Below are 19,719 nucleotides of genomic sequence, written 5' to 3' on the forward strand. Positions count from 1 at the left end.
CAGTTGAACAGACCATATGTTAAAAATCTGTTTTAAATAAAAAACGCGGCACGGGGCCGCCCTTAACCTTTCTTAGTCTGCTCAGTCCTGAATAGAATCCTCACCTCAGGGCTTACCGAACACGGTAAATCCAGCCCAGGCTGCAGGATGTTGATTCGGGGTTCCGGCATCCAGCATTTGGCGTTGCGCATGTGCCAGGGCGCTGAAGTAATCTTTCTCTGGTTCTTCCTCCAATGTGCGGTAGAAGTGTTGCATCAAACTGGAGGTTGCACTGTCATCTACCTTCCAATAGGACGCAACCACGGTTGGCACATGCGCGTGAGCAAACGCACGGGCCAGCGTCGCGTACTCCAAGCCTGGCTTGCCAATACCGGTTTCACAGGCAGACAGTACCACCAGGTCGGTCTGGTCCAGGTCAAGGGTGGCGATATCGATGACGTTGAGGCGATAACTGTTGGCGAGTAACAGGTAGCTGTCGGCCGGTGTGCTCTGGTTCAGACTGCCGTGGGTGGCCAGGTGCATGACACGTGCTTCTGCCGTTGCGGCGGTCAGGTTGTCGTATGTGGCCTCTTCACCCTCAAGAATGATGGGTTCCTGACTGCTATCAGCGGCTATCTTTGCAACCTCTTTACGGGCACCGGGCAGGCTGCCATCCGGATCGGCTACCATCAACAGGGCATTGCTGTAAGAGTCGTCATGTTGCAGCACCAGATTCAGGTGATACATCGATGGAATCACACCCAGATTGAAGTGTTGTACCGCGTACTGCACCTGCGGTTTTATCTGACGCACGAGCGCCGGGAACGGCAGGTAGGTGAGTGCGCCCACCGGCGTGATAAATACCTGCGATTTGCCTTCCAGCTCTCGCTCTACCGGGCGTAGCAGTTGTTCATAGAGCCAGTTAAGGCGCTGCAGTTGCTCATCGGCGTGTTGCCGTTGATCGTGGATGGCTGTCGTGGGTTTATTGGAGAGCCCTCGCGCACTCTTTTGTGGTAACAGGTGGGCCGCCTGATAGCGCAACGCACCCACAACCGCGGTACTGGTGTCATACAGGTCACGGCGACTGACGCTGACTTCACGGATCTGGGCGCCTTCCTGCGTGACCACCTGAATCAGCAGCTTGTCGGGTGTCGGCAGATACTGCACCAATGCTTGTTCGGGGCTGAGCTGTTTGTGCATGGCGGCGACTTCACGCGGGTCCAGCTTCAACATCTGATAAAGCCCGTAGTGTTCACTTTCGATGCGCGCCAGCAGTTTTTCACGCACACGGTTCTTGGCTTTGAGGCGCTTTTTCAGGGCTTCACCATCCTCCGGTTGTGCTGCCTGAGCTGTATTGGCACTGGCACCCTCGTTGTCTTGAGAGGCATCTGGTGTAGTGGTTGAGCGCAGTAACTGCTGTTCCAGCTCGCCGATGTTTTCTTGCATCTTGCGGTACCTTGCCAACAGCCGACCCTGCTTGGTTGCCGGGTCTATCCGGGCCAGGAAGATCTCGCTGAGGTCTTGTTGCTGCTGGTGTTCGCTATCGGCAAAGGCGATCTGACCAAGCTGGTTGTCGGTCAGCAGGGATGCGATGCCTTCGCTCTCGTAAACAAGAACACCCAAATCGGTAGCGGCATAGATACGGCCGTCTCCATCAATGGAAACGGCATGCACTGTGCGGCCACCGTACTGCCCCAGGCGCTGGTCCTCCGGCAAAAGTTGATTTAAACGGTCGGGATAGAACCATTTACCGTTGTGATAAAGCACCACGCCACCGGCAGATGGAAACAGCCAGCTGTTGTCGTCGTGGAACCGCGCACCCTGTCTTCCCAGCCACAACATCTCGGTTTTCTCCGTGACAGCAGCGTATGTCGGGTCATTAAGGGCACGGAAAGAGCGGCGTTGCTTATGCGCATCAGGCCCGGCCTTCTCACGGACAAAGCTCTGGTTGGTGGATACGATGGCCGTATTGGCATCGATTCGGGTATAGCCGGTGGCGAACCAGTGATCGGGATGGCCAAGGTTTTCAAAGCGACTGCCGTTCCATTTCAATAATCCGCCGGAAAGAGTGACACCCTGATAGTCCAGATGTCCTTCATTGGACGCTACAACATAGAGGTCGCCGTTCAGGTCTTGGTAGATCTCGCTCAGCATCGGGCTGCGGGACGGGAACTTCTTCGCATCCAGGATGTAGTTGAACTCCTCGACTTGGTCATTTGCATAACGGAACAGAGAGGAGCCTGCGGTCACCCAGATAACATCCTTGCTATCCACATAGATATCTACGACACGACCTCCCCAGCCATCCTCGTCCACCGACGGCTCTGCGCGGAACAGTTCCTGAGCCTGGTCCGAGCCACGCTGGAAACGGATGATCGTATTGCCGTCATGGGTGATCAGGTTGCCCGCGCGGTCCTGTGTCAACACCCGTGCGTTGGCACCGGAAAACTGATCGGCATCTGATACGGTTTTGCCCTGTTCCACATACAAGATCTGCCGTCCGGTCGCCATAAAGGTCAGACCCAGCTCGTTATCACTCAACAGGTCGTATACCGGCCCAGCGCTGAGCTGCTGTGCTTTACCCTCGAAGCGGGTGTAGACACCGTCCTGACTGAGAATCGCCAGGCCGTTCGGGCCGCTGTAGGAATGCTGAGGACCCACCTGCAGACCACCGCGGCGGGTTTCATACGGCAACGGCATGGCTTCGAAGTAGTTGTCCTTCAGTACGTTGATGGCGAGGTCGGTGTTTACGACCAGCGTGTCACCTACCTCCGGTAAACGCCAGATCGCCAGTTCGTGTATCTGTTTGGAGAGCAGTAGGTCCTGCTGACGGGCGATAATCTGAGGCGACTGACCCGCTACTTGCCACTGATTGTTCAGTTCGGTCAATGCCAGGCGGTAGACCAGCCCGTTTTGCAGCCAGTAAAGCAACCCCTGATCAGCATGCCAGGCGAAGTCCTGCGCTTGTCCCAGAGACTGGCTGGATCCGTTGCTGTACAACCACAGCTGGTTTTCACTGCGAAGGAGCAAGCTGTTGCCATCGCTGCTGAGTACCGCGATCTGTTCCGCATTGGATACCTGCACGGATTCAATTGAAACTGCTGTTTGGGTTTCGCGATTCAGTGTGAAAACACCGTTTGCCGTGGCTGCGTACACCTGATTATCCAGGCTTGCGAGACTGTTGATGCGAGGTGTCGTGAGTCCTTGTGCCGGGCCCCAGAAGCTAAGTGCTTCCTGGTAATCGCCAGTGAGGGCCATCAGGCCTTTGCTGCTGCCTAGCCAAAGGGTGCCGTCATTGGTTTCCGCCAGTGCCAGAATCTGCGAGCGGCCATCTAGGTTGTAAGGCGACAGGTTGGCGGAGAACCGTCCCAACGCATTGTCGTAGCTGTACCATTGCCAGAAACCGTTACGCAGCACGGACAAACCGTTGTCGCTGGCGACAACCAGATCGCCGTTCTGGCGGATCAGTACCTGGTGCTTGTCACTGGACGCCTGGGACTTGGCGAATAACTCCGTATTGCCATAACGTTTCCAGTAGGCGCTGTTGCTGAAATCGGAGCGCTGCAACCAGTGTGCATCACGCAGCAATACCAGCGGTTGCTGATCGATCTCTGCCAGGATCTGTTTCAGCTCGGGCTGTTGCTGGCGGAGAGCCGCGCCGCGCAGCCAATTCTGGGCATCATTCCAACGGGAAAATTCGTCCCGCGGCAGTCCGTGGGGCTTTACGGTATTGTACAGTTGATGCAGTTTGCGCACTGTGGTGGCCGCATCAAGTTGATTACGCACACCCTGCTGGGTTTTGTAGGTATCCAGCAGTGCGTAGAGCAGGTGTTCCGCCTGAGAAAAGTAGTCGGAACTGTTGCGTACGTTATCGACCAGATAGGTCGCCAGCGCGAGTTTAGCCTGCTGTTCTTCAGTACTCTCGTAAGCCGCATCATCCAGCGCTGCCTGCAGGCGCTCTTTCTCTGTGTCCTGATGGTCGAGGTGCGGCAGGGTTTTCAAATCGTGTACCTGTTGCACTTTCTTCACCATGCCAAGCAGGGACTGAAATGCCTGGGTCACGCGCAGTGCCATGCGGTGCCCTGCATCGGAACTCACCTTCTCAATCTCGCCGTTGCCGTCGTAGCGGACGCGTATCTCGCCCACGTCTTTCAGCGTGATCCGCGTTGGTTTACCCAAGAGGCCGTATTCAAAGCTCAGCTCTTCGCCCTTGCTGGTTTGCAACAATACGATCTGGTCATCCGCGTTGTACTCCAAACGGATCTGCTTGCCACTGGAATCAACAATGTGTGCCAGCTGGCCGCTTTCGGTATAAGTCAGGCGCATAAAACCGGCGCCCTTTGCAAAGTAGGTCGGTTTGCCAAACAACGGGTGGTCACTGCGGGTAATCATTTCGCCGTTGGGCAACAGAATTTCAACCGTCGGCTCCTCGGCGTCAAACTGGTAGAAAATTTTGGTGCCATCGGCCGTCAATGCTTCGCGGCGTGCGCGATCGTACCAGCGGATGTAGCGCAACGATACGCCAGGTCCGGTGTTGCCGGTGGCGTACTGCTCAAACTCAGACAGGGAATCACCCAGCTGCCCGAGTGCTTTGCGTTCCCAGTCCTTATCGACATGCAGGCCACGCGCTTTGGCGTCCTGGATTGCCTTCAGGGCAACAATCGGGCTGCCGCTCCAGAGTAGGTTTTTATGCAGGAAGGAGCGCAGTTTAGTCTCATCGTACGGATTGCGGGCGATCATCTGTGCGCCGTAACCGCGAGTTTTGGCAGCACCGAGTTGCTGTGAGTACTCGGCGACCAGCTCGTGGAAGTGGTCGGTGCTGTCCCGGTCGAAGTAGCTGCGATCAGCCAGGGCGTTGGCCGCACACTTTAGATCCTGGCGCGCGCGACAAAAACCTTCCCGGTAGCGGAGATAATTACTGTGGTTGCCGTACAGCTGTGCATATTCCTGCCAGGCTTGTTCAGCCATACGTATCGTTTCGTGTGGCAGACGTTGGCGCTTGGTCTGGTTTTCGTAAACCCAGGCGTCAAACAGCAAGGTACGCAAACGGCTGCTGATACGGACGTTCTCCGGATTTTGTGCAAAGCGCCCCAGGCACTGCTGGACCTCCAGATGAGCCGCTGTCCATGCTTTGGCATCAACATGGATATCGACCACCTTTTCGCACGGGAAAGACTCGTACGGGGCGGCTTTCTGGGCGCGTTTCCAAAAGGCGATTTTATCTGCATTACTGCTATTCGCCGGTAGCGAGCGCTTGGCAAGCTGCCAGAGGTTTTTGTCCCAGGGACGGGTCTGTGCGGCTTGCTCGGCAAACTGCTGTGCCTGGGTCGGGCTTTGCTGCTCGGACTTGTACTCGTAGATCAGGTCTTGCAGACCACTGTCGGATGGATACTGCTCAAGCAGCGCCACAGCGGCTGACAGGGCTGCTTCTTTCTTACCCTGCTGCCATTGCAAGCGCAGGGCCCGTTTATTCAATGCCAGATGCGCCGGGTAATGTTCCAACGCTTCCTGTAACAGGATTTGGTAAGTGCTGTCGCGTTTCAGGGTTTGCAGCAGCCCCAGCGCTTCGTCGTATGTATCGACAGCAGGACGTGGTTTGCGATACTGCTCAAACACGGTGTAGGCCTGAGCGACTTCACCGGATTCCCGATAGGCGCGCATGAAGCGGCTTAGGTGGGTTGTGCTCAGGTCCGGTTTCAGTGTGGCGCCTTTGGTCATCCAAAAGACCGCTTCGTTCGGGCGTTTGTCTTTCAGCTCCAGATTGGCGATCTGGAACATCAGGCGTGCGTTTTGTGGTGAGGTCTCCAGCGCTTTCTTCAGCTCTTCTCGGGCTTGTCCCTTATCACCGGTGGCGATCAGGCCGTCGATAAAATAACGGGACTGGCGGGCGATGAGATCGGTATCACCGTACCAACGTGCAACCTGCGCTGCATAACGGCGGGCCTGTTCAGGTTTGCGCAGTTTTACCAGCAGTTCAACCGGCTTGTCGCGGTTGGCGTAGAACGGGAAAATCGCGGTACCGTTGAGGGCCGCTTCAAGCGCTTCTGCAAAGTAATTTCCTCCGGCCAGAGCGTATGACTTAGCCACCCAGGCGCGACTGTCACGCGGGTTTTCTTGCAGGAACTGTTCGATGTAAGGCAAACGGTCCGTGTACAGCCAGCGGTGCTGTTGCAGCAATGCACGGATATAGCGCCCGTTGAGCGAATCACGAATCGATGGCAGGTTGGCAAAATCGTATGCTTGCTTGCGTAAGGTATCACGTTCCAGTAACGCCATCTCTTCGTACATCCACGCCGGTTGCCACATGCCCGGAGCCATCTCGATGACCCGGTTCAGGTATGCGAACATCGCACTGAAGTGCTGTTGTTTCTCAACCTCATTGGCGAGCTCGACCAGCGCGAAGATCTCTTTTGGACTGTAGTGCCCATCAGGTGGATACAGAGTCAGTATTTGCTCCGGTCGCGTATTTAATGCGATCAACATTTGAGGCGAGAGGCCCAGCAGTTGTTTCAATTCTGCACTTGCATCGGCGTAGGCGTTTTCGAGCTGGTCCAGACGCAGATGGGTTGAACTCCAGATATAAGCCGCGTGTGGGTGAGGGTTGCTGGATGCCAGATCCTTCTCAATCGAGGTTAGCATTTTATCCTTACGATCAGCCCAATAGAGGGCACTCCAGAAGCGCAGGCGGCGGTCTTCGCTATCCGGCCCTGTGCGGTCTGGTTCAGGCATCGCATCGGCAAGGGTCTGCACCATCTTGAAATGCCCCTGATTGATCGCCAGTTCAATCGGTGTACGGCCCTCGTGGTCCTGTTCGGTGACCTTAAAGCCTTTTTCCAGCAAGCCATCTACGAGACGCAAGTTTCCCTGTTCGGCTACAAGATGGAGCAGGGTGCGCCCCTGGTTATCCTTTTCATGTAGCTTGGCACCCTGCTTGAGCAGGCTGGTAAACGCATAGGGATTATTGGTGGCCAGCCACAGTGCCGGGCGATCGTGATTATCGCGGACATTCGGGTTGGCGCCATTGCTCAGCAACCAGAAGCCAAATGGCCAGTCATCATCATGCAGGCTACGGATCAACAGGCTGTTGCCGTGCGTATCTGCAACATCAATCTGCTTGTGTTCAGCGATCCAGCGTTTGAGCATCTCCTGATGGCCAAGATCGTACAGGTGGTGGTAGAGCTGTGGATCGGGCGTGGCGCCGGCGGTGAGCAGCAGGTCGGCAACCTCAAAGGCCTCGCCTTTGATCGCAAGATACAGAGGGCTGTGCCGGTCGCTGGTTGCCGCAGGGTTAAGATCGATGCCTTTTGCGAGCAGTTGCCGCAGCAGTTCCATGTCGCCCTTGCCCACCAGCAGGTGCAGTGGGGTGTTGCCTTCGGTATCTCGTTGATTCAACTGCGAGGTGGTGGCTGCGTTGATGAGGCGATTGGTTAATTTGGTTTGTTTGCTCTTTAGACCTTTAAAAAGAATCGGCTCATCTTCAAGGTCTTTTAACGCCAACTGATTTGGATCCGATAGAAGTTGATCCAGCAGTGTCCACCATGTTGATTGGGTGTCAGTTTCCTCTTCCAATTGGTCCAGCTCATCAACAACCATCGCCAGAGGATAATCATAGAGGCCCCCGTAGAGGCCAAATCCATCACTGGCCTCGTGTACCTCACCTCGCAACAACGGGTTTGCACCTTCTTTCAGCAACCAAAGTGCGGTGTTTGGCGCTTCGTTGTAGATGGCGGTTTGCAGCAGCGTGTTGGCGTTATCGTCAGATTGATTTAGATCGGCGTTGCCTACCCCCAACTGGCGCAGATAAGGCAGGGCCTCATCCTGTCGGTTCTCGATCAGATCAAACATCAAGGCAATACGATCAGGACCTTCTTGCTGGCGTTGCCAATCCAGCAAAGGCTGGAGTAGTTCGTCTGCATCGGCGGCCAGGGCTAACCGCAGCAAACCGGGATACATAGCTTCCAGTTGTTCTATGTGTGCCCAGGCAATCAATTCAGTCAGGAACGTACCATCCTCCCATGCATCCAGCAGATCGGTGTCGAGTGCTTCATCCGCGACTTTACGGTCCAGTTTTGGCTGCAAAAGTTGCACCGTTTTCAGATCGCCAAGATAGAGGGCGTGACTGAACAGTTGGGTTACCAACAGTGGATTTTCGCTCGCCAATACCTGCGGCGCCATCGCTTGTAACAAGGAAGGACTTCCCAACCAACCGGCATAGGTCAGCGGATGCTCGTAATACGGCGCTTCAACGGAAGCGAGAAGGGTTGCTCCACGCGCCAATAGTAGCTGAGCGAGTTCGGAATTTTCGGCTGCCAACGCAATCTGCAGTAAGGACGGCCTTTCCGGTAGGGTTTTATTCACCGGCCAACCGGCGTCCAGGAGCTGAATCAGGGCGTCTTTGCGGCCGTATTCCAGAGCACTGGTCAGCAATGAAAACTGCTGCTCATCGTTGAGTGGTTTGGTCACGCTGTTATACAGCAGCGGAAACAGGCTGTGGTCTTCGCGCTCCAGCGCCCAGTCCAGAGCTGACGATCCGTCTGCATTGACCGTCAGTGGATCAGCGTCTTTAGCGAGTAATCGTTCGACCAACGCTCTGGAATCCAAGCCTACGGCGTAGTGCAGCAGGGTGTTTTCGCTTTCATCCCGCGTATTCAGCGCCAAGCCCTTGTCGAGCAATAGCTGAAGATTATCGGCGGCAGAGTTGTAGACCTCCTCCTGGGTGATAGCCTGCAGAATGGTCCAGCCATTCGCGGCCACCGCATTGACATCCGCTCCCTGTCCAATCAGCCATGCGGCGAGCTGTGGTTGATTGCTCATAAAGCTGAACTGCAGGGGGGTGCCATGCTCCAGGCTACTGAGATTGATGTCGGCGCCCTGACGAACAAGTAACTCCACCATCGCTTTATTGCGGTTATGGATAGCGTAGATCAGCGGCGTGGTGCCGTGATCATCCCGCTGGTTGAGCGCTGTTGGGCTCTTCTGCAGCTGGGCTTCCACACCCGCCAGATCGGAAGCGTTGATATAGTCAGTAAGGGGATCGGCGAAGACTGCCGGTACACTACCGATCAGCAAGGCTGCGCTCAGTGCGCCCTGGCGTAACCAGCGACGGGAGCGGCAAATGGTCGAGTTCAAGATCTGCGATGTGTGCTGTGACAGAAATAACATCCTGTACCTCTGAACATTTTTGAGTATGTAATGGTTGTGATGGACAGAGGAGGGAAATCCGACGACGATCCTTCTGTACAGCATCCCTTGGATGTGAAATGACCACTAGAACACCATATACCTTAGCTGCAGAATGCGCGCAAGTTTGGGCGGTGGACGTGTGGGGTGCATACATGGTGAATCTTGAACTGAGGCTTGTAGCGGATGCTGGAATAAAGCAGAACGGAAGGACAGATTGGAGGAGTAATAGAAACAAAAAAGGCCTGCATTTGAGTGCAAGCCTTTAAAGTAGTGGTGCCCAGAGGCGGAATCGAACCACCGACACGGGGATTTTCAATCCCCTGCTCTACCGACTGAGCTATCTGGGCAACGTCGTAACGTGGATGCGTATTAAACGGATTTAGCCAGCGTATGTCAACACAAAAAATAGATATTTTTCAAAAATTTATCTGTTTTCTGTGAGGTGCTGTCCAAACAGCCGGTTAAGCACGAATTACTTGGATGGTGGTACGTAACCTTCCACTTTTTCGTAGTCGTCGCCGGACATGAATTTCTCCATCTCCTCTTGCAGGAATACGCGGGTTTTTGGGTCCATCATGCTTAGGTGTTTTTCGTTGATCAGCAGTGTCTGATGGGCGGTCCACTCCTGCCAAGCTTTCTTGGATACGTTATCGTAAATATCCTGACCTTTCGGGCCTGGGTACGGTGCGCGATCCAATCCTTCCAGTTCTTCTTTGTATTTACGACAGAATACGGTGCGGCTCATCAGAGATCTCCAAAAAATTCGGTACTGTTTATAGCTTAGCCGGCCGGTGTTTGGGCCGGGGTGGGGAGCTTCTGCAGCAGTTTCTTCACGGGTGCTGCCAGTCCCACGCTTTGCGGTTGCTCTAAGTTATACCAGAGCAGCGGCGCGCCTTCCATGACACAATCTGTAGGGCTTTTCAGGCGTGCCAGGACCGGGGTGATGTCCAGATGGAAGTGGCTGAAGGTGTGGCGCAGCGGCGTCAGGGCTTCGGCGCTGTCGGTATCGATCTCCAGACCGGTTTCACGGTGGCTGTCGCGTAGGTCCTGCACCTGCGGAAAGCTCCACAGTCCGCCCCAGAGCCCGCTCGGCGGACGTTGGTACAGCAGCACCTCACCATCCTCGTTGCGGATGATCAGCATCAGGGTCTGCTTCTCCGGCAGGGTTTTCTTCGGCCGTGGCGCTGGCAGCTTGTCGGTCATGCCTTTAGCAAAGGCGCCACAATGTTGCTGCAGCGGACAGAGCAAACAACTGGGTTTGCTGCGGGTGCAGAGGGTCGCGCCCAGGTCCATCATCGCCTGGGTGTAGTCGCCAACCCGCTCATAGGGGGTGTTCTGCTCGGCGCAGGCCCACAGTTCTTTTTGCACGGCAGTGGTACCAGGCCAGCCTTCTACGGCGTAGAAACGGGCTAGCACACGCTTAACATTGCCGTCGAGGATCGCGGCACGCTTACCGGTGGAGATGGAGAGTACCGCACCGGCGGTGGAACGACCGATACCCGGCAGGGTTTCCAGCTCCTCCACCGATTGCGGGAACTCACCATCGTAGTCACTCACCACCGTCTTGGCGGCTTTGTGCAGGTTGCGGGCGCGGGCGTAGTAACCGAGGCCGGTCCAGAGGTGCAGTACCTCGTCCTGCTCGGCTTCAGCCAGCGAATATACGTCCGGGAAACGTTCGATAAACCGCTGGAAGTAGGGGATCACGGTGGCAACCTGGGTCTGTTGCAACATGATCTCGGAGATCCAGGTGTGATACGCGGTTTTGTTGGCCTGCCAGGGCAGGTCGTGACGGCCGTGCAGGTCAAACCAGTCCAGCACGGCGTTGGCAAACTGCTCGGGTGTCATTAATTAAAGAGCCCTTTCAACAATTTCTTGGCACCTTCCTCGCCACCCAGTTTTTCCTGCAGAGAGCCGCCCAACTTCTCTTTCAGCTCTTCCTTCTTGGCATCCACCTTCGCTTTCACTTTGGCTTTTGCCTTGGCTTTGAAGATGTTCTCGAATACGGCCAGGTCCGGTTTGCACAGGTCGGCGGGGTTGTCGTCGAAGCCCCCTTTACAGTCGACCGGGAATTCGACGCCTTCCAGGCTATCTGGGATGGAGCAGGTTTTTTTGAACAGGTTCTCTTCGATGGTCAGGCCCACACGGTAATCCAGGCTTTCCCTCGGCAGGTCAACTTTACCTTTACCACTCAGAGCCATCGCATCCAGGGCTGCTTTCAGATCCGGGTTGTTGACCACACCGTTTACGATCTTGGTGCTGGCACTCAGGTTGGCGAACGGGGTGGACTTATCCACTTCCTGGGTGTTGATGCCGAGAGATTTAACGGTGTTCAGACCCTGACAAACCGTCTGGGCCATGTCGATCCCCTGGATTTCACCGTCCTTCATACTGATGCTGGTGGTGCCGTTTAGGCTGTGTACGATGTCATACACGGAACGCCCGCTGGCCGTGATGTCTGCCTTGGAGGTCAGTGCACCGCTGATCACATCGGTATCTGCTGCGGCTTTCAGTACGTCGCCCAGCTGGATACCGCGAATATCCTTTTTCACCGCGAGACGAACCGGGGACTTTCGCACATCCAGGGTGGCGCTGTTGCGCAGGGTACCCTGGTACATGTCGGCATTGATCTTGGAGGCGTTGATCAGCCCGTTGTGTGCACTGACAACCAGTGCGATATTCTGGATATCCAGCTTGGTCACGTGTAGCTTGTCGAGGCCCAGAGTGGCATCGATGTTCAGGCCTTGCAGCGGTTCAACCGGGATGATTGGCTCTTTGGAGTAACGTTCGCCGGAACTGGCCGTTTTCTGTTGTGACTGTTGTGACTGTGCCGGTTGCTCTTTTGCCGGTGGCATGTAGCGATCTGCATTGAGGCTGTCACCTTTCAGGTTCAGCTTGATACCACCGCTGGCCAGATCAAAGGCCGCGCCACCTTTGAAGGTGGTGTCATCCAGCTTCAGGGTCATGCCCTTGGCGGTGACGGTGTTGGCCGGTCCATCCAGTTGGGTGGAGAGGCTGATTGCCTTCAGTACGTTTGGATCGGCAGTCTCAACGGCAGGCTGGCCCAACGTGCTTAGCAGCTTGTTGAGGTCAAACGGTGCCACATCCAATGCACCACTGATCGCAGGCTTGGCAAAGTCGTTGACGGCCAGCTTGCCGCTCAGGGCCAGGTTGGCAATGGCGACCTTCAGGTTTTCCAGCGCAACCGCCTGTTTCGCTGCATCGGCGGTCACATCCGCAGCCACGGTCAGTGTCAGCGGTTTGCCGCCGGTGGCTTCGCCCTGCACAGTGATGGAGCTGTTCAGTTTTTTCACCCAGTACTGCTGTTTGCCTAGGTTAAAGCGCACGTTGCCATCCAGTTTGGAGCCAACGGTCATTGCCGGTGCGCTCGAACCAGCAGCGTACTGTTCCGCCTCAAAGCTCAAAGTCAGTGGGAAGGCCACGTCGTCCTGCACCTTGCCGGTGGTCAGATTGAGGTTTTTCACCAGTGCCTTGGTGCCCGCTTGTTTGTCTTCAAACGCGAGGTTGCCGTTGGTCACGGCGATGCTGTCGATATCCAGTGCGATGGCGGTGCCACCGGCACTTTCTGCTGCACTTGGTTTTTTGGTCTCTGCGGCTTTTTCACCGCTGGTGGCTGGCGCCCAGTTATTGCTGCTACCGTCCTGTACCAGGTTCAGGTTGAGTCCATCCACCACTACACTGCTCATCTGCACCTGACCACTCAACAGGGCTGGGATGCGTACGGAGACCTGAGCCTTGCTGAGCGTTGCCAGCTGTGGCTTGTTCGGGTACTTAACGCTGATGTCGCCCAGCTCAAGGCCAAGCCATGGGAATACGGACCAGCCGATATCGCCCCCGATCTTCAGCTCGACACCGCCTTTGTCCAGAGCGATTTTTTCGATCTCGCCCTTGTACTCGTTCGGATCGAAGAACATTCCCAGAATAGCTCCGCCCGCGACGATCAACAGGATCACCAGCGCGACGAGGCCGCCTACAATCTTCATCAGCGTTTTCATGGATGCCTCCTTGGCACAGTCTTATAAGGCGCATGTTAAACAGAAGCTCGGAAGCTGTCATGCATTGAGGAGAGGGGTTTTATATCGTACTTAGGTTTCAGCATAGATGCAGAGGATCGGCATTGGCGGGGATTGGTTGTATAATGTCCGTTTTTCACGAATACACTTTCTTTGAACATCCTTGGAGAGCAGCAAAATGGCTGAGCGTCGCGCCACGGTATCCCGTGACACGCTGGAAACCCAGATCACCGTATCCATCAACCTGGACGGAACCGGCGAATTCAAAGCCGAGACCGGCGTCCCGTTTCTGGAGCATATGATGGACCAGATCGCCCGTCATGGTCTGATCGATCTGGAGATCAACGCCAAGGGTGACACCCATATCGATGACCATCACACCGTTGAAGATATCGGTATCACACTGGGTCAGGCGTTTAAGCAGGCAGTCGGCGATAAAAAAGGCATTGTGCGTTACGGCCACGCCTACGTGCCGCTGGATGAAGCACTGTCCCGTGTTGTGATCGATTTCTCCGGTCGTCCGGGGTTGGATTTCAAATGCGATTTCACCCGCGCCAGCATCGGTAAACTGGATACCCAGCTGTTCTGGGAATTCTTCCAGGGTTTTGTAAACCACGCTGGCGTGACCCTGCACATCGACAACATCAAAGGTTTTAACGCGCACCACCAGGCGGAAACCATCTTTAAAGCGTTTGGTCGTGCCCTGCGCATGGCGCTGGAGATCGATAGCCGCGCCGCAAACATGATGCCTTCTACCAAAGGAACTCTGTAAGCGATGGCAACTGTTGCAGTAATTGATTATGGCATGGGCAATCTGCACTCCGTGTCCAAGGCGCTCGAGCACGTGTCGCCTGAGACCGACGTGATTGTCACTGCCGACCCTGAAAAAGTACGTAATGCCGATCGTGTGATCCTGCCGGGTGTTGGCGCGATCCGAGACTGCATGGCCGAAATCCGCCGTCTGGGTGTGGATAAAGAGGTCGCTGAAGCGATCATGTCCGGTAAGCCGTTCCTGGGGATCTGCGTGGGTTATCAGGCCCTGATGCAGGACTCTGAAGAGAACAACGGTGTGAACTGCCTGGCGCACTTCGACGGTCACGTGAAGTACTTCGGCGAAAACCTGACCGAGAACGGTGAGCGTCTGAAAGTGCCACACATGGGCTGGAACGAGGTTTACCACGACGACCACCCGTTGTGGGACGGGATCGAAGACGGCAGCCGTTTTTACTTTGTGCACAGCTACTACGTAAAAGCGGATCAGCGTGATCTGGTTTCCGCGACCTGCACCTACGGTCTGGAGTTCGATGTGGCGATTTCCCGCGATAACGTTTTTGCGGTGCAGTTCCACCCGGAAAAAAGCTCCAAGGTGGGTCTGCAGCTGCTGCAAAACTTCCTCAACTGGGACGGCAAACGCTAAACCAAAGCGGTTTATCGTGTTCTAAATGATTGCGTCGGATCGAATATCTTTTTAGGTCGGTCCGGCAACAGAGAATAGGTATTAACATGGCTCTGGCAAAACGTATTATCCCGTGTCTGGACGTGGAAAACGGTCGCGTCGTGAAGGGTGTACAGTTTGTAGATATCCGCGACGCCGGTGATCCGGTTGAGGTAGCCAAGCGCTACGATGAACAGGGCGCGGACGAGATCACCTTCCTGGACATCACCGCAACCCACGAAGGCCGTGACACCATGGTCCACACCGTGGAAAAAATGGCGTCCCAGGTTTTTATCCCACTGACCGTCGGCGGTGGCATCCGTACCTGTGACGATATCCGCACCATGCTGAACGCCGGTGCCGATAAGGTCTCCATCAACAGTGCAGCGGTGAAGAATCCGGACTTCGTACGTGAAGCCGCGGAGCGTTTCGGATCCCAGTGCATCGTAGTGGCGATCGACGCCAAGAAAGTTAGCCAGCCGGGCGAAGAGGACAAGTGGGAGATCTTTACCCACGGCGGCCGCAAGCCAACCGGTCTGGACGCGGTTGAGTGGGCGAAGAAGATGGTTGCACTGGGTGCCGGTGAAATCCTACTGACGTCCATGGATCAGGACGGCGTGAAGAACGGCTACGATATTGGCGTAACCCGCGCGATCAGCGAAGCGGTTAACGTACCGGTGATTGCCTCCGGTGGTGTGGGTAACCTGGACCACTTGGTGGAAGGCTGTATCGAAGGCAAGGCGGATGCGGTACTGGCAGCGTCTATCTTCCACTTCAATGAATACACTGTCCCTGAAGCTAAGCAGTACATGCGTGACAAAGGGATTGAAGTGCGCCTGTAAGCCGTACTTTTAAGTTCTGATTAAAACCGCTGTCGGGAAACCGGCCGCGGTTTTTTTGTGCCTGGCCTTTGTAGTACAGTCAAAGGCATCTTTACTGAAGGAACAGTTATGAACCCCGGTGCCGTGATCGCCTCATCCCTTTTCTTCCTCCTGACAACATTTCCCGTACAGGCCGCTTCAGTGCGCACAGCGACCGTGGCTGAGCTTGCGTTTGTGGTTGAAGAGAGTGCCCCCGCGACGGTAGTGAGCTACGACCACAGCCTGCTGAGCGCCCAGATCGAAGGACGGGTGCAGGAGGTGCCGGTGAGGGTGGGGGACAAGGTTGCTCAAGGGCAGACTCTGGTAAAGCTGGAGTGCAGTGATTACCAGTTGGCTCAATCCCAGGCCTCGTCGGCGCTCTCAGCCTTGGATGCGCGTCTGGTATTGGCGCGTCAGCAGCTGCAACGGGCGGAGAAACTGGTTAAGCAGCGTAATGCATCAGAAGAACTGCGTGATCAGCGCCGGGCCGAGCTGAGGGCGTTGCAGGCGGAACGCCGGTCGGCGGTTGCGGCTGTGGATAACGCCAAACTGCGGGTGTCCCGTTGTGATATCCATGCGCCGTTTTCCGGGATGGTAACCGAACGCCCTGCGATGCTGGGCAGTCTGGCATCGATCGGCACACCACTGGTGAAGGTGTTGAGCGATGCGCTGCCGGAGCTCTCCGTACAGATCCCACCTAAACTATTGGCTTCCCTAAAAAATGCCGAAGAGCCCTACTTTCTGAGTGAGAAGACGCGTTATCCGGTAACGCTGCGCGTTGAGCTACCGCTGATCAACACGCAGACCCGTACCCGCGAGGTGCGGATGCGCTTTACGGCAAAACCCGCGCTGACCGGTGCCAGTGGCCGCCTGGTCTGGCGCAACCATCAGCAACAGATCCCTGCCCAGTATGCGGTGAAACGTGAAGGTGTGATGGGAGTGATGATGTGGCATCAGGGCAAGGCGAAATTTCTTGCCCTGCCGGATGCGTTGGAAGGTCAGGCGTTGCGGGTAGAGTTGCCCGCCGATACCGAGTTGATCATTGAGGGGCAGCACAGCGTGCAAGATGGTGAGGCGATAGAGCGATTGGAGTCGGCTGATGTTGCAGCGCCTGCTGAATAACCATGTGCTCGCCAACCTGACTTTTGTGTTGGTATTGGTGATCGGGTTTATCGCCTACAACATGCTGCCGCGCCAGCAGGATCCGACCATCAACTTCAACTGGATTGCGATCACCACGGTGCTGCCTGGGGCATCGGCGCAGGATGTGGAGCAGCGGGTGACGCTGCCGCTGGAAGATGCGATCCGCAACATTCCCGATATGCGCTTTGTCTCGTCGAACTCCCGCGAGAACGTCTCCAGCCTGCTCGTTCGGTTTGAAGACATCGATGAAGACACCTTCGATAAACACCTCACCGACCTGCGGCGCGAAATACAGAACGCCGAAAGTGACCTGCCGGAAGCGGCGACCGATCCCTATGTGCTGGAGCTGACCAGCTCCAGCTCCTTCCCCAGTGCCACCCTGGCGGTTGTAGCCGGGCAGGACGATGAAAATTTGCGTGTGCAGGCCCGCAACATCGAAAAGGACCTGGAGAAGTTGAAGGGCGTCGATCGGGTTGACCCCGTTGGGTTGGACGACCCCGAGATCCAGGTGAACTTTGATCCGCAACTGATCCAGACGCTGGGTATCAGCCCGGTGCAGCTCGCCGATACAGTGCGCCAGTGGTTCCGTGATATCAGCGCCGGTAGCGTCAATGTGGGGCAGCAGTCCTGGTTGGTGCGCCTGGCGGGGCGGGATGCTGACCCGGATGTGGTCAAAAAGCTACCCTTGGTGGGGCTCGGTGGTGAAGTTGAACTGCAGCGTGTCGCCCAGGTGACCTGGGGGCGTGAAAAGGCACGGCAGGATGCCAGTGTGGATGGGCGTCCTGCGATCGTGATGCCAATCATGAAAAAGGACGATGCCAACACCCTGGAGTTGGTGGAGCGTATCAAGCTTTACATGGAACAGCGCAATCAACTGAAGGGAGCAACGGGCGTCGAACTGGTGCTGATCGACGACCAGACCATCATGACCCAGGAAGCGATTGGTCTGATGCAGAACAACGCCCTGATCGGTCTGCTGCTGGTGATGGCTGTGGCATGGCTGTTTCTGGGCGCGCGCATCGCATTGCTCACAGCCATCGGCATCCCGTTTATTCTGGCGGGTACCTTCTGGGTGCTGTGGAGTATCGGCGAAACCCTCAATGTGACTGTTCTGCTGGGGGTGGTGATCGTACTGGGGATGCTGGTGGACGATGCGGTGGTGATTGTAGAGGCGATCTACTACCGCCTGCAGCAGGGTGAGCAGCCGATCCATGCGGCTATTGCGGCGTTGCGTGAGGTTGGGCGACCGGTTAGCACGGCGGTACTGACCACCATGGCCGCCTTCCTTCCGTTGATGCTGCTGCCGGGTATCTTGGGCGACTTTATGCGTGTGATCCCGATGGTGGTGACCATCGCCCTGGCGATTAGCCTGATCGAAGCGTTCTGGATGCTGCCTGCACATGTGGTCGTGGCAAAGATCAGCTTTGAGAAGCCAACCCGTTCCCAGCGTCTGCGTGAAAACCTGACCCGCAAGGTACAGATCTTCTATATCCGCTTCCTGATCCGGGCGATCCGCCGTCCGCTGATCACCCTGGTAATGGTGATGCTGTTTTGCGGTTCTGCTTTCAGCCTGCTGGCGCTGGGGAAGATCAAGATGGATTACTTTGCATCTGACCCACTGCGTATCTTTTATGTGAATATCGAGATGCCACCGGGTACGCCGTTGCAGCACAGTCTGGCGAAAGGCGAGGAGATTGAGCAGCGGGTACGCAAGTACCTTAACGGCGAAGATGTACGCGCGATCACCGTCTATGCCGGGCAGATGTTTACCGAGACCGAACCGTTCTTTGGTGATCACTATGCGCAGGTATTGGTGGGCCTGAAGCCAAAAACCGAAGAGAACCGTTCGGTGGATGCGTTGATCGCAGCCATGCGCAGTGATGTAACGGCGGTGCCGGGGCCGATGAATATATCCTTTCTGCGATTGGCGGGCGGGCCTCCCACCTCCAAGCCAATCAGTGTGAAGGTGCGAGGGGATGACTATGCCGAGATACGTGCGGCGGCGAACGCACTGAAAACTTTTCTGAATAGCCAGCCGGATATCATCGATATCAGCGATGATGCTGGTGGTGGCCGCATGACCCTCAATATGACGCCTGACTACGATGCGATCACCCGGGCCGGGTTAAATCCTCTGGATGTGATGCGGGCCGTGCAGCTGCTGGTGGATGGTGAGGTGGTTGCGGATATGCAGCATGACGGCGAAAAAGTCGAGGTGCGGGTGCGGGCGCTGCCAACGCCACTGGCTGAGATTGATCAACTGCTGCAGGCGCAACTGCCAATACCGGGCGGCGGGCTGATACCGCTGGCGGAGCTGGTGCATTACAGCCGCGAAGAAAGTTTGGGCAATATCCGCCACTATAACTTCCGTCGTGCGATCACTGTGGAGGCGGATATCGTTGAAGGTGGCCTGGATACGGTTACGGCCAACCAACTGCTGCTGGATGAATGGGATGCGGTGTACCGCCAGCGTTTCCCCAATATCGACCTGGATATGAGTGGCGAGCTGGACGACATCCAGGAAAGTCTCGATTCGATTCAGGTGCTGTTTCTGTTTGGCCTGGGCTTGATGTACCTGATCTTGGGAACCCAGTTCAGCAGCTATTGGCAGCCTCTTATGATTTTGGTGACGGTCCCCATGGCCTTTACAGGCGTGCTGGTGGGGCTGCTGCTGACCAACAACCCGCTTAGCCTGTTTACCCTCTATGGCATCGTGGCGCTGGCGGGGATCGCGGTCAACGCGGCGATTGTACTGATCTCGGCGGCCAATGCCCGTTTGGACTCGGGCATGAGCTTACTGCACTCCACTCTCTATGCCGCACGCCGACGGGTGATTCCTATCCTGATCACCTCACTGACCACCATTGCGGGGCTGTTCTCGCTGGCGACCGGGTTGGGCGGTCACTCGCTCATCTGGGGACCGGTGGCAACGGCGATCGTCAGTGGCTTGGTGTTTTCAACCATCCTGACGCTGATTGTGGTACCGGTACTTTACCGGCTGAGTATGGGGCGGGCGGCACGCGCTAAACAGGCGCGTCACCTGAGTTGAATCAAACCCGTATAAATATTCTTTTGGTAAATGCAACGC

General features: G+C 56.1%; 9 protein-coding genes and 1 tRNA gene. 5 read left to right on the forward strand and 5 right to left on the reverse strand.

What is annotated here, in order from left to right:
- Window positions 1-105: 105 nt before the first annotated feature.
- From QKW35_RS07935 to QKW35_RS07955, 5 genes are all read right to left on the reverse strand, one after another.
- Window positions 106-9,141 carry a CHAT domain-containing protein gene (locus QKW35_RS07935; RefSeq protein ID WP_282352124.1) on the reverse strand — a complete coding sequence of 3,012 codons (9,036 nt, stop codon included), beginning with the start codon at window positions 9,139-9,141 and terminating at the stop codon, window positions 106-108.
- Window positions 9,142-9,433: 292 nt separating this feature from the next.
- Window positions 9,434-9,509 (reverse strand) — tRNA-Phe (locus QKW35_RS07940).
- Between the two features lie 125 nt (window positions 9,510-9,634).
- Window positions 9,635-9,907 carry an oxidative damage protection protein gene (locus QKW35_RS07945; RefSeq protein ID WP_282352125.1) on the reverse strand — a complete coding sequence of 91 codons (273 nt, stop codon included), beginning with the start codon at window positions 9,905-9,907 and terminating at the stop codon, window positions 9,635-9,637.
- Window positions 9,908-9,942: 35 nt separating this feature from the next.
- A complete protein-coding gene (gene mutY, locus QKW35_RS07950; RefSeq protein WP_282352127.1) occupies window positions 9,943-11,007 on the reverse strand; it encodes an A/G-specific adenine glycosylase in 1,065 nt (354 codons plus the stop codon).
- Window positions 11,007-13,175, reverse strand: coding sequence for an AsmA family protein (locus QKW35_RS07955; RefSeq protein WP_282352128.1), 2,169 nt, complete (start codon window positions 13,173-13,175; stop codon window positions 11,007-11,009). The genes mutY and QKW35_RS07955 overlap by 1 nt, the downstream gene beginning before the upstream one ends.
- Before the next feature lie 196 nt (window positions 13,176-13,371).
- Here QKW35_RS07955 and hisB point away from each other — a divergent pair, with 196 nt between their 5' ends.
- From hisB to QKW35_RS07980, 5 genes are all read left to right on the forward strand, one after another.
- The gene (hisB, locus tag QKW35_RS07960) at window positions 13,372-13,965 is read left to right on the forward strand and encodes an imidazoleglycerol-phosphate dehydratase HisB (RefSeq protein WP_282352129.1); all 594 of its coding nucleotides are present in this window, start codon (window positions 13,372-13,374) and stop codon (window positions 13,963-13,965) included.
- 3 nt (window positions 13,966-13,968) lie between these two features.
- Window positions 13,969-14,610 carry an imidazole glycerol phosphate synthase subunit HisH gene (hisH, locus tag QKW35_RS07965; RefSeq protein WP_282352130.1) on the forward strand — a complete coding sequence of 214 codons (642 nt, stop codon included), beginning with the start codon at window positions 13,969-13,971 and terminating at the stop codon, window positions 14,608-14,610.
- Window positions 14,611-14,696: 86 nt separating this feature from the next.
- On the forward strand, window positions 14,697-15,470 hold the full coding sequence (gene hisF, locus QKW35_RS07970; RefSeq protein WP_282352132.1) for an imidazole glycerol phosphate synthase subunit HisF: 774 nt from the start codon (window positions 14,697-14,699) through the stop codon (window positions 15,468-15,470).
- A 108-nt stretch (window positions 15,471-15,578) separates the two neighbouring features.
- Window positions 15,579-16,610 carry an efflux RND transporter periplasmic adaptor subunit gene (locus tag QKW35_RS07975; protein ID WP_282352134.1) on the forward strand — a complete coding sequence of 344 codons (1,032 nt, stop codon included), beginning with the start codon at window positions 15,579-15,581 and terminating at the stop codon, window positions 16,608-16,610.
- Window positions 16,588-19,680 (forward strand): efflux RND transporter permease subunit, encoded by a 3,093-nt coding sequence (locus tag QKW35_RS07980; protein WP_282352136.1) that lies wholly within the window; start codon window positions 16,588-16,590, stop codon window positions 19,678-19,680. The genes QKW35_RS07975 and QKW35_RS07980 overlap by 23 nt, the downstream gene beginning before the upstream one ends.
- The last annotated feature ends 39 nt before the right edge of the window (window positions 19,681-19,719 follow it).

It is taken from the genome of Pontibacterium granulatum, assembly GCF_029961155.1.
GTDB lineage: Bacteria > Pseudomonadota > Gammaproteobacteria > Pseudomonadales > Balneatricaceae > Pontibacterium > Pontibacterium granulatum.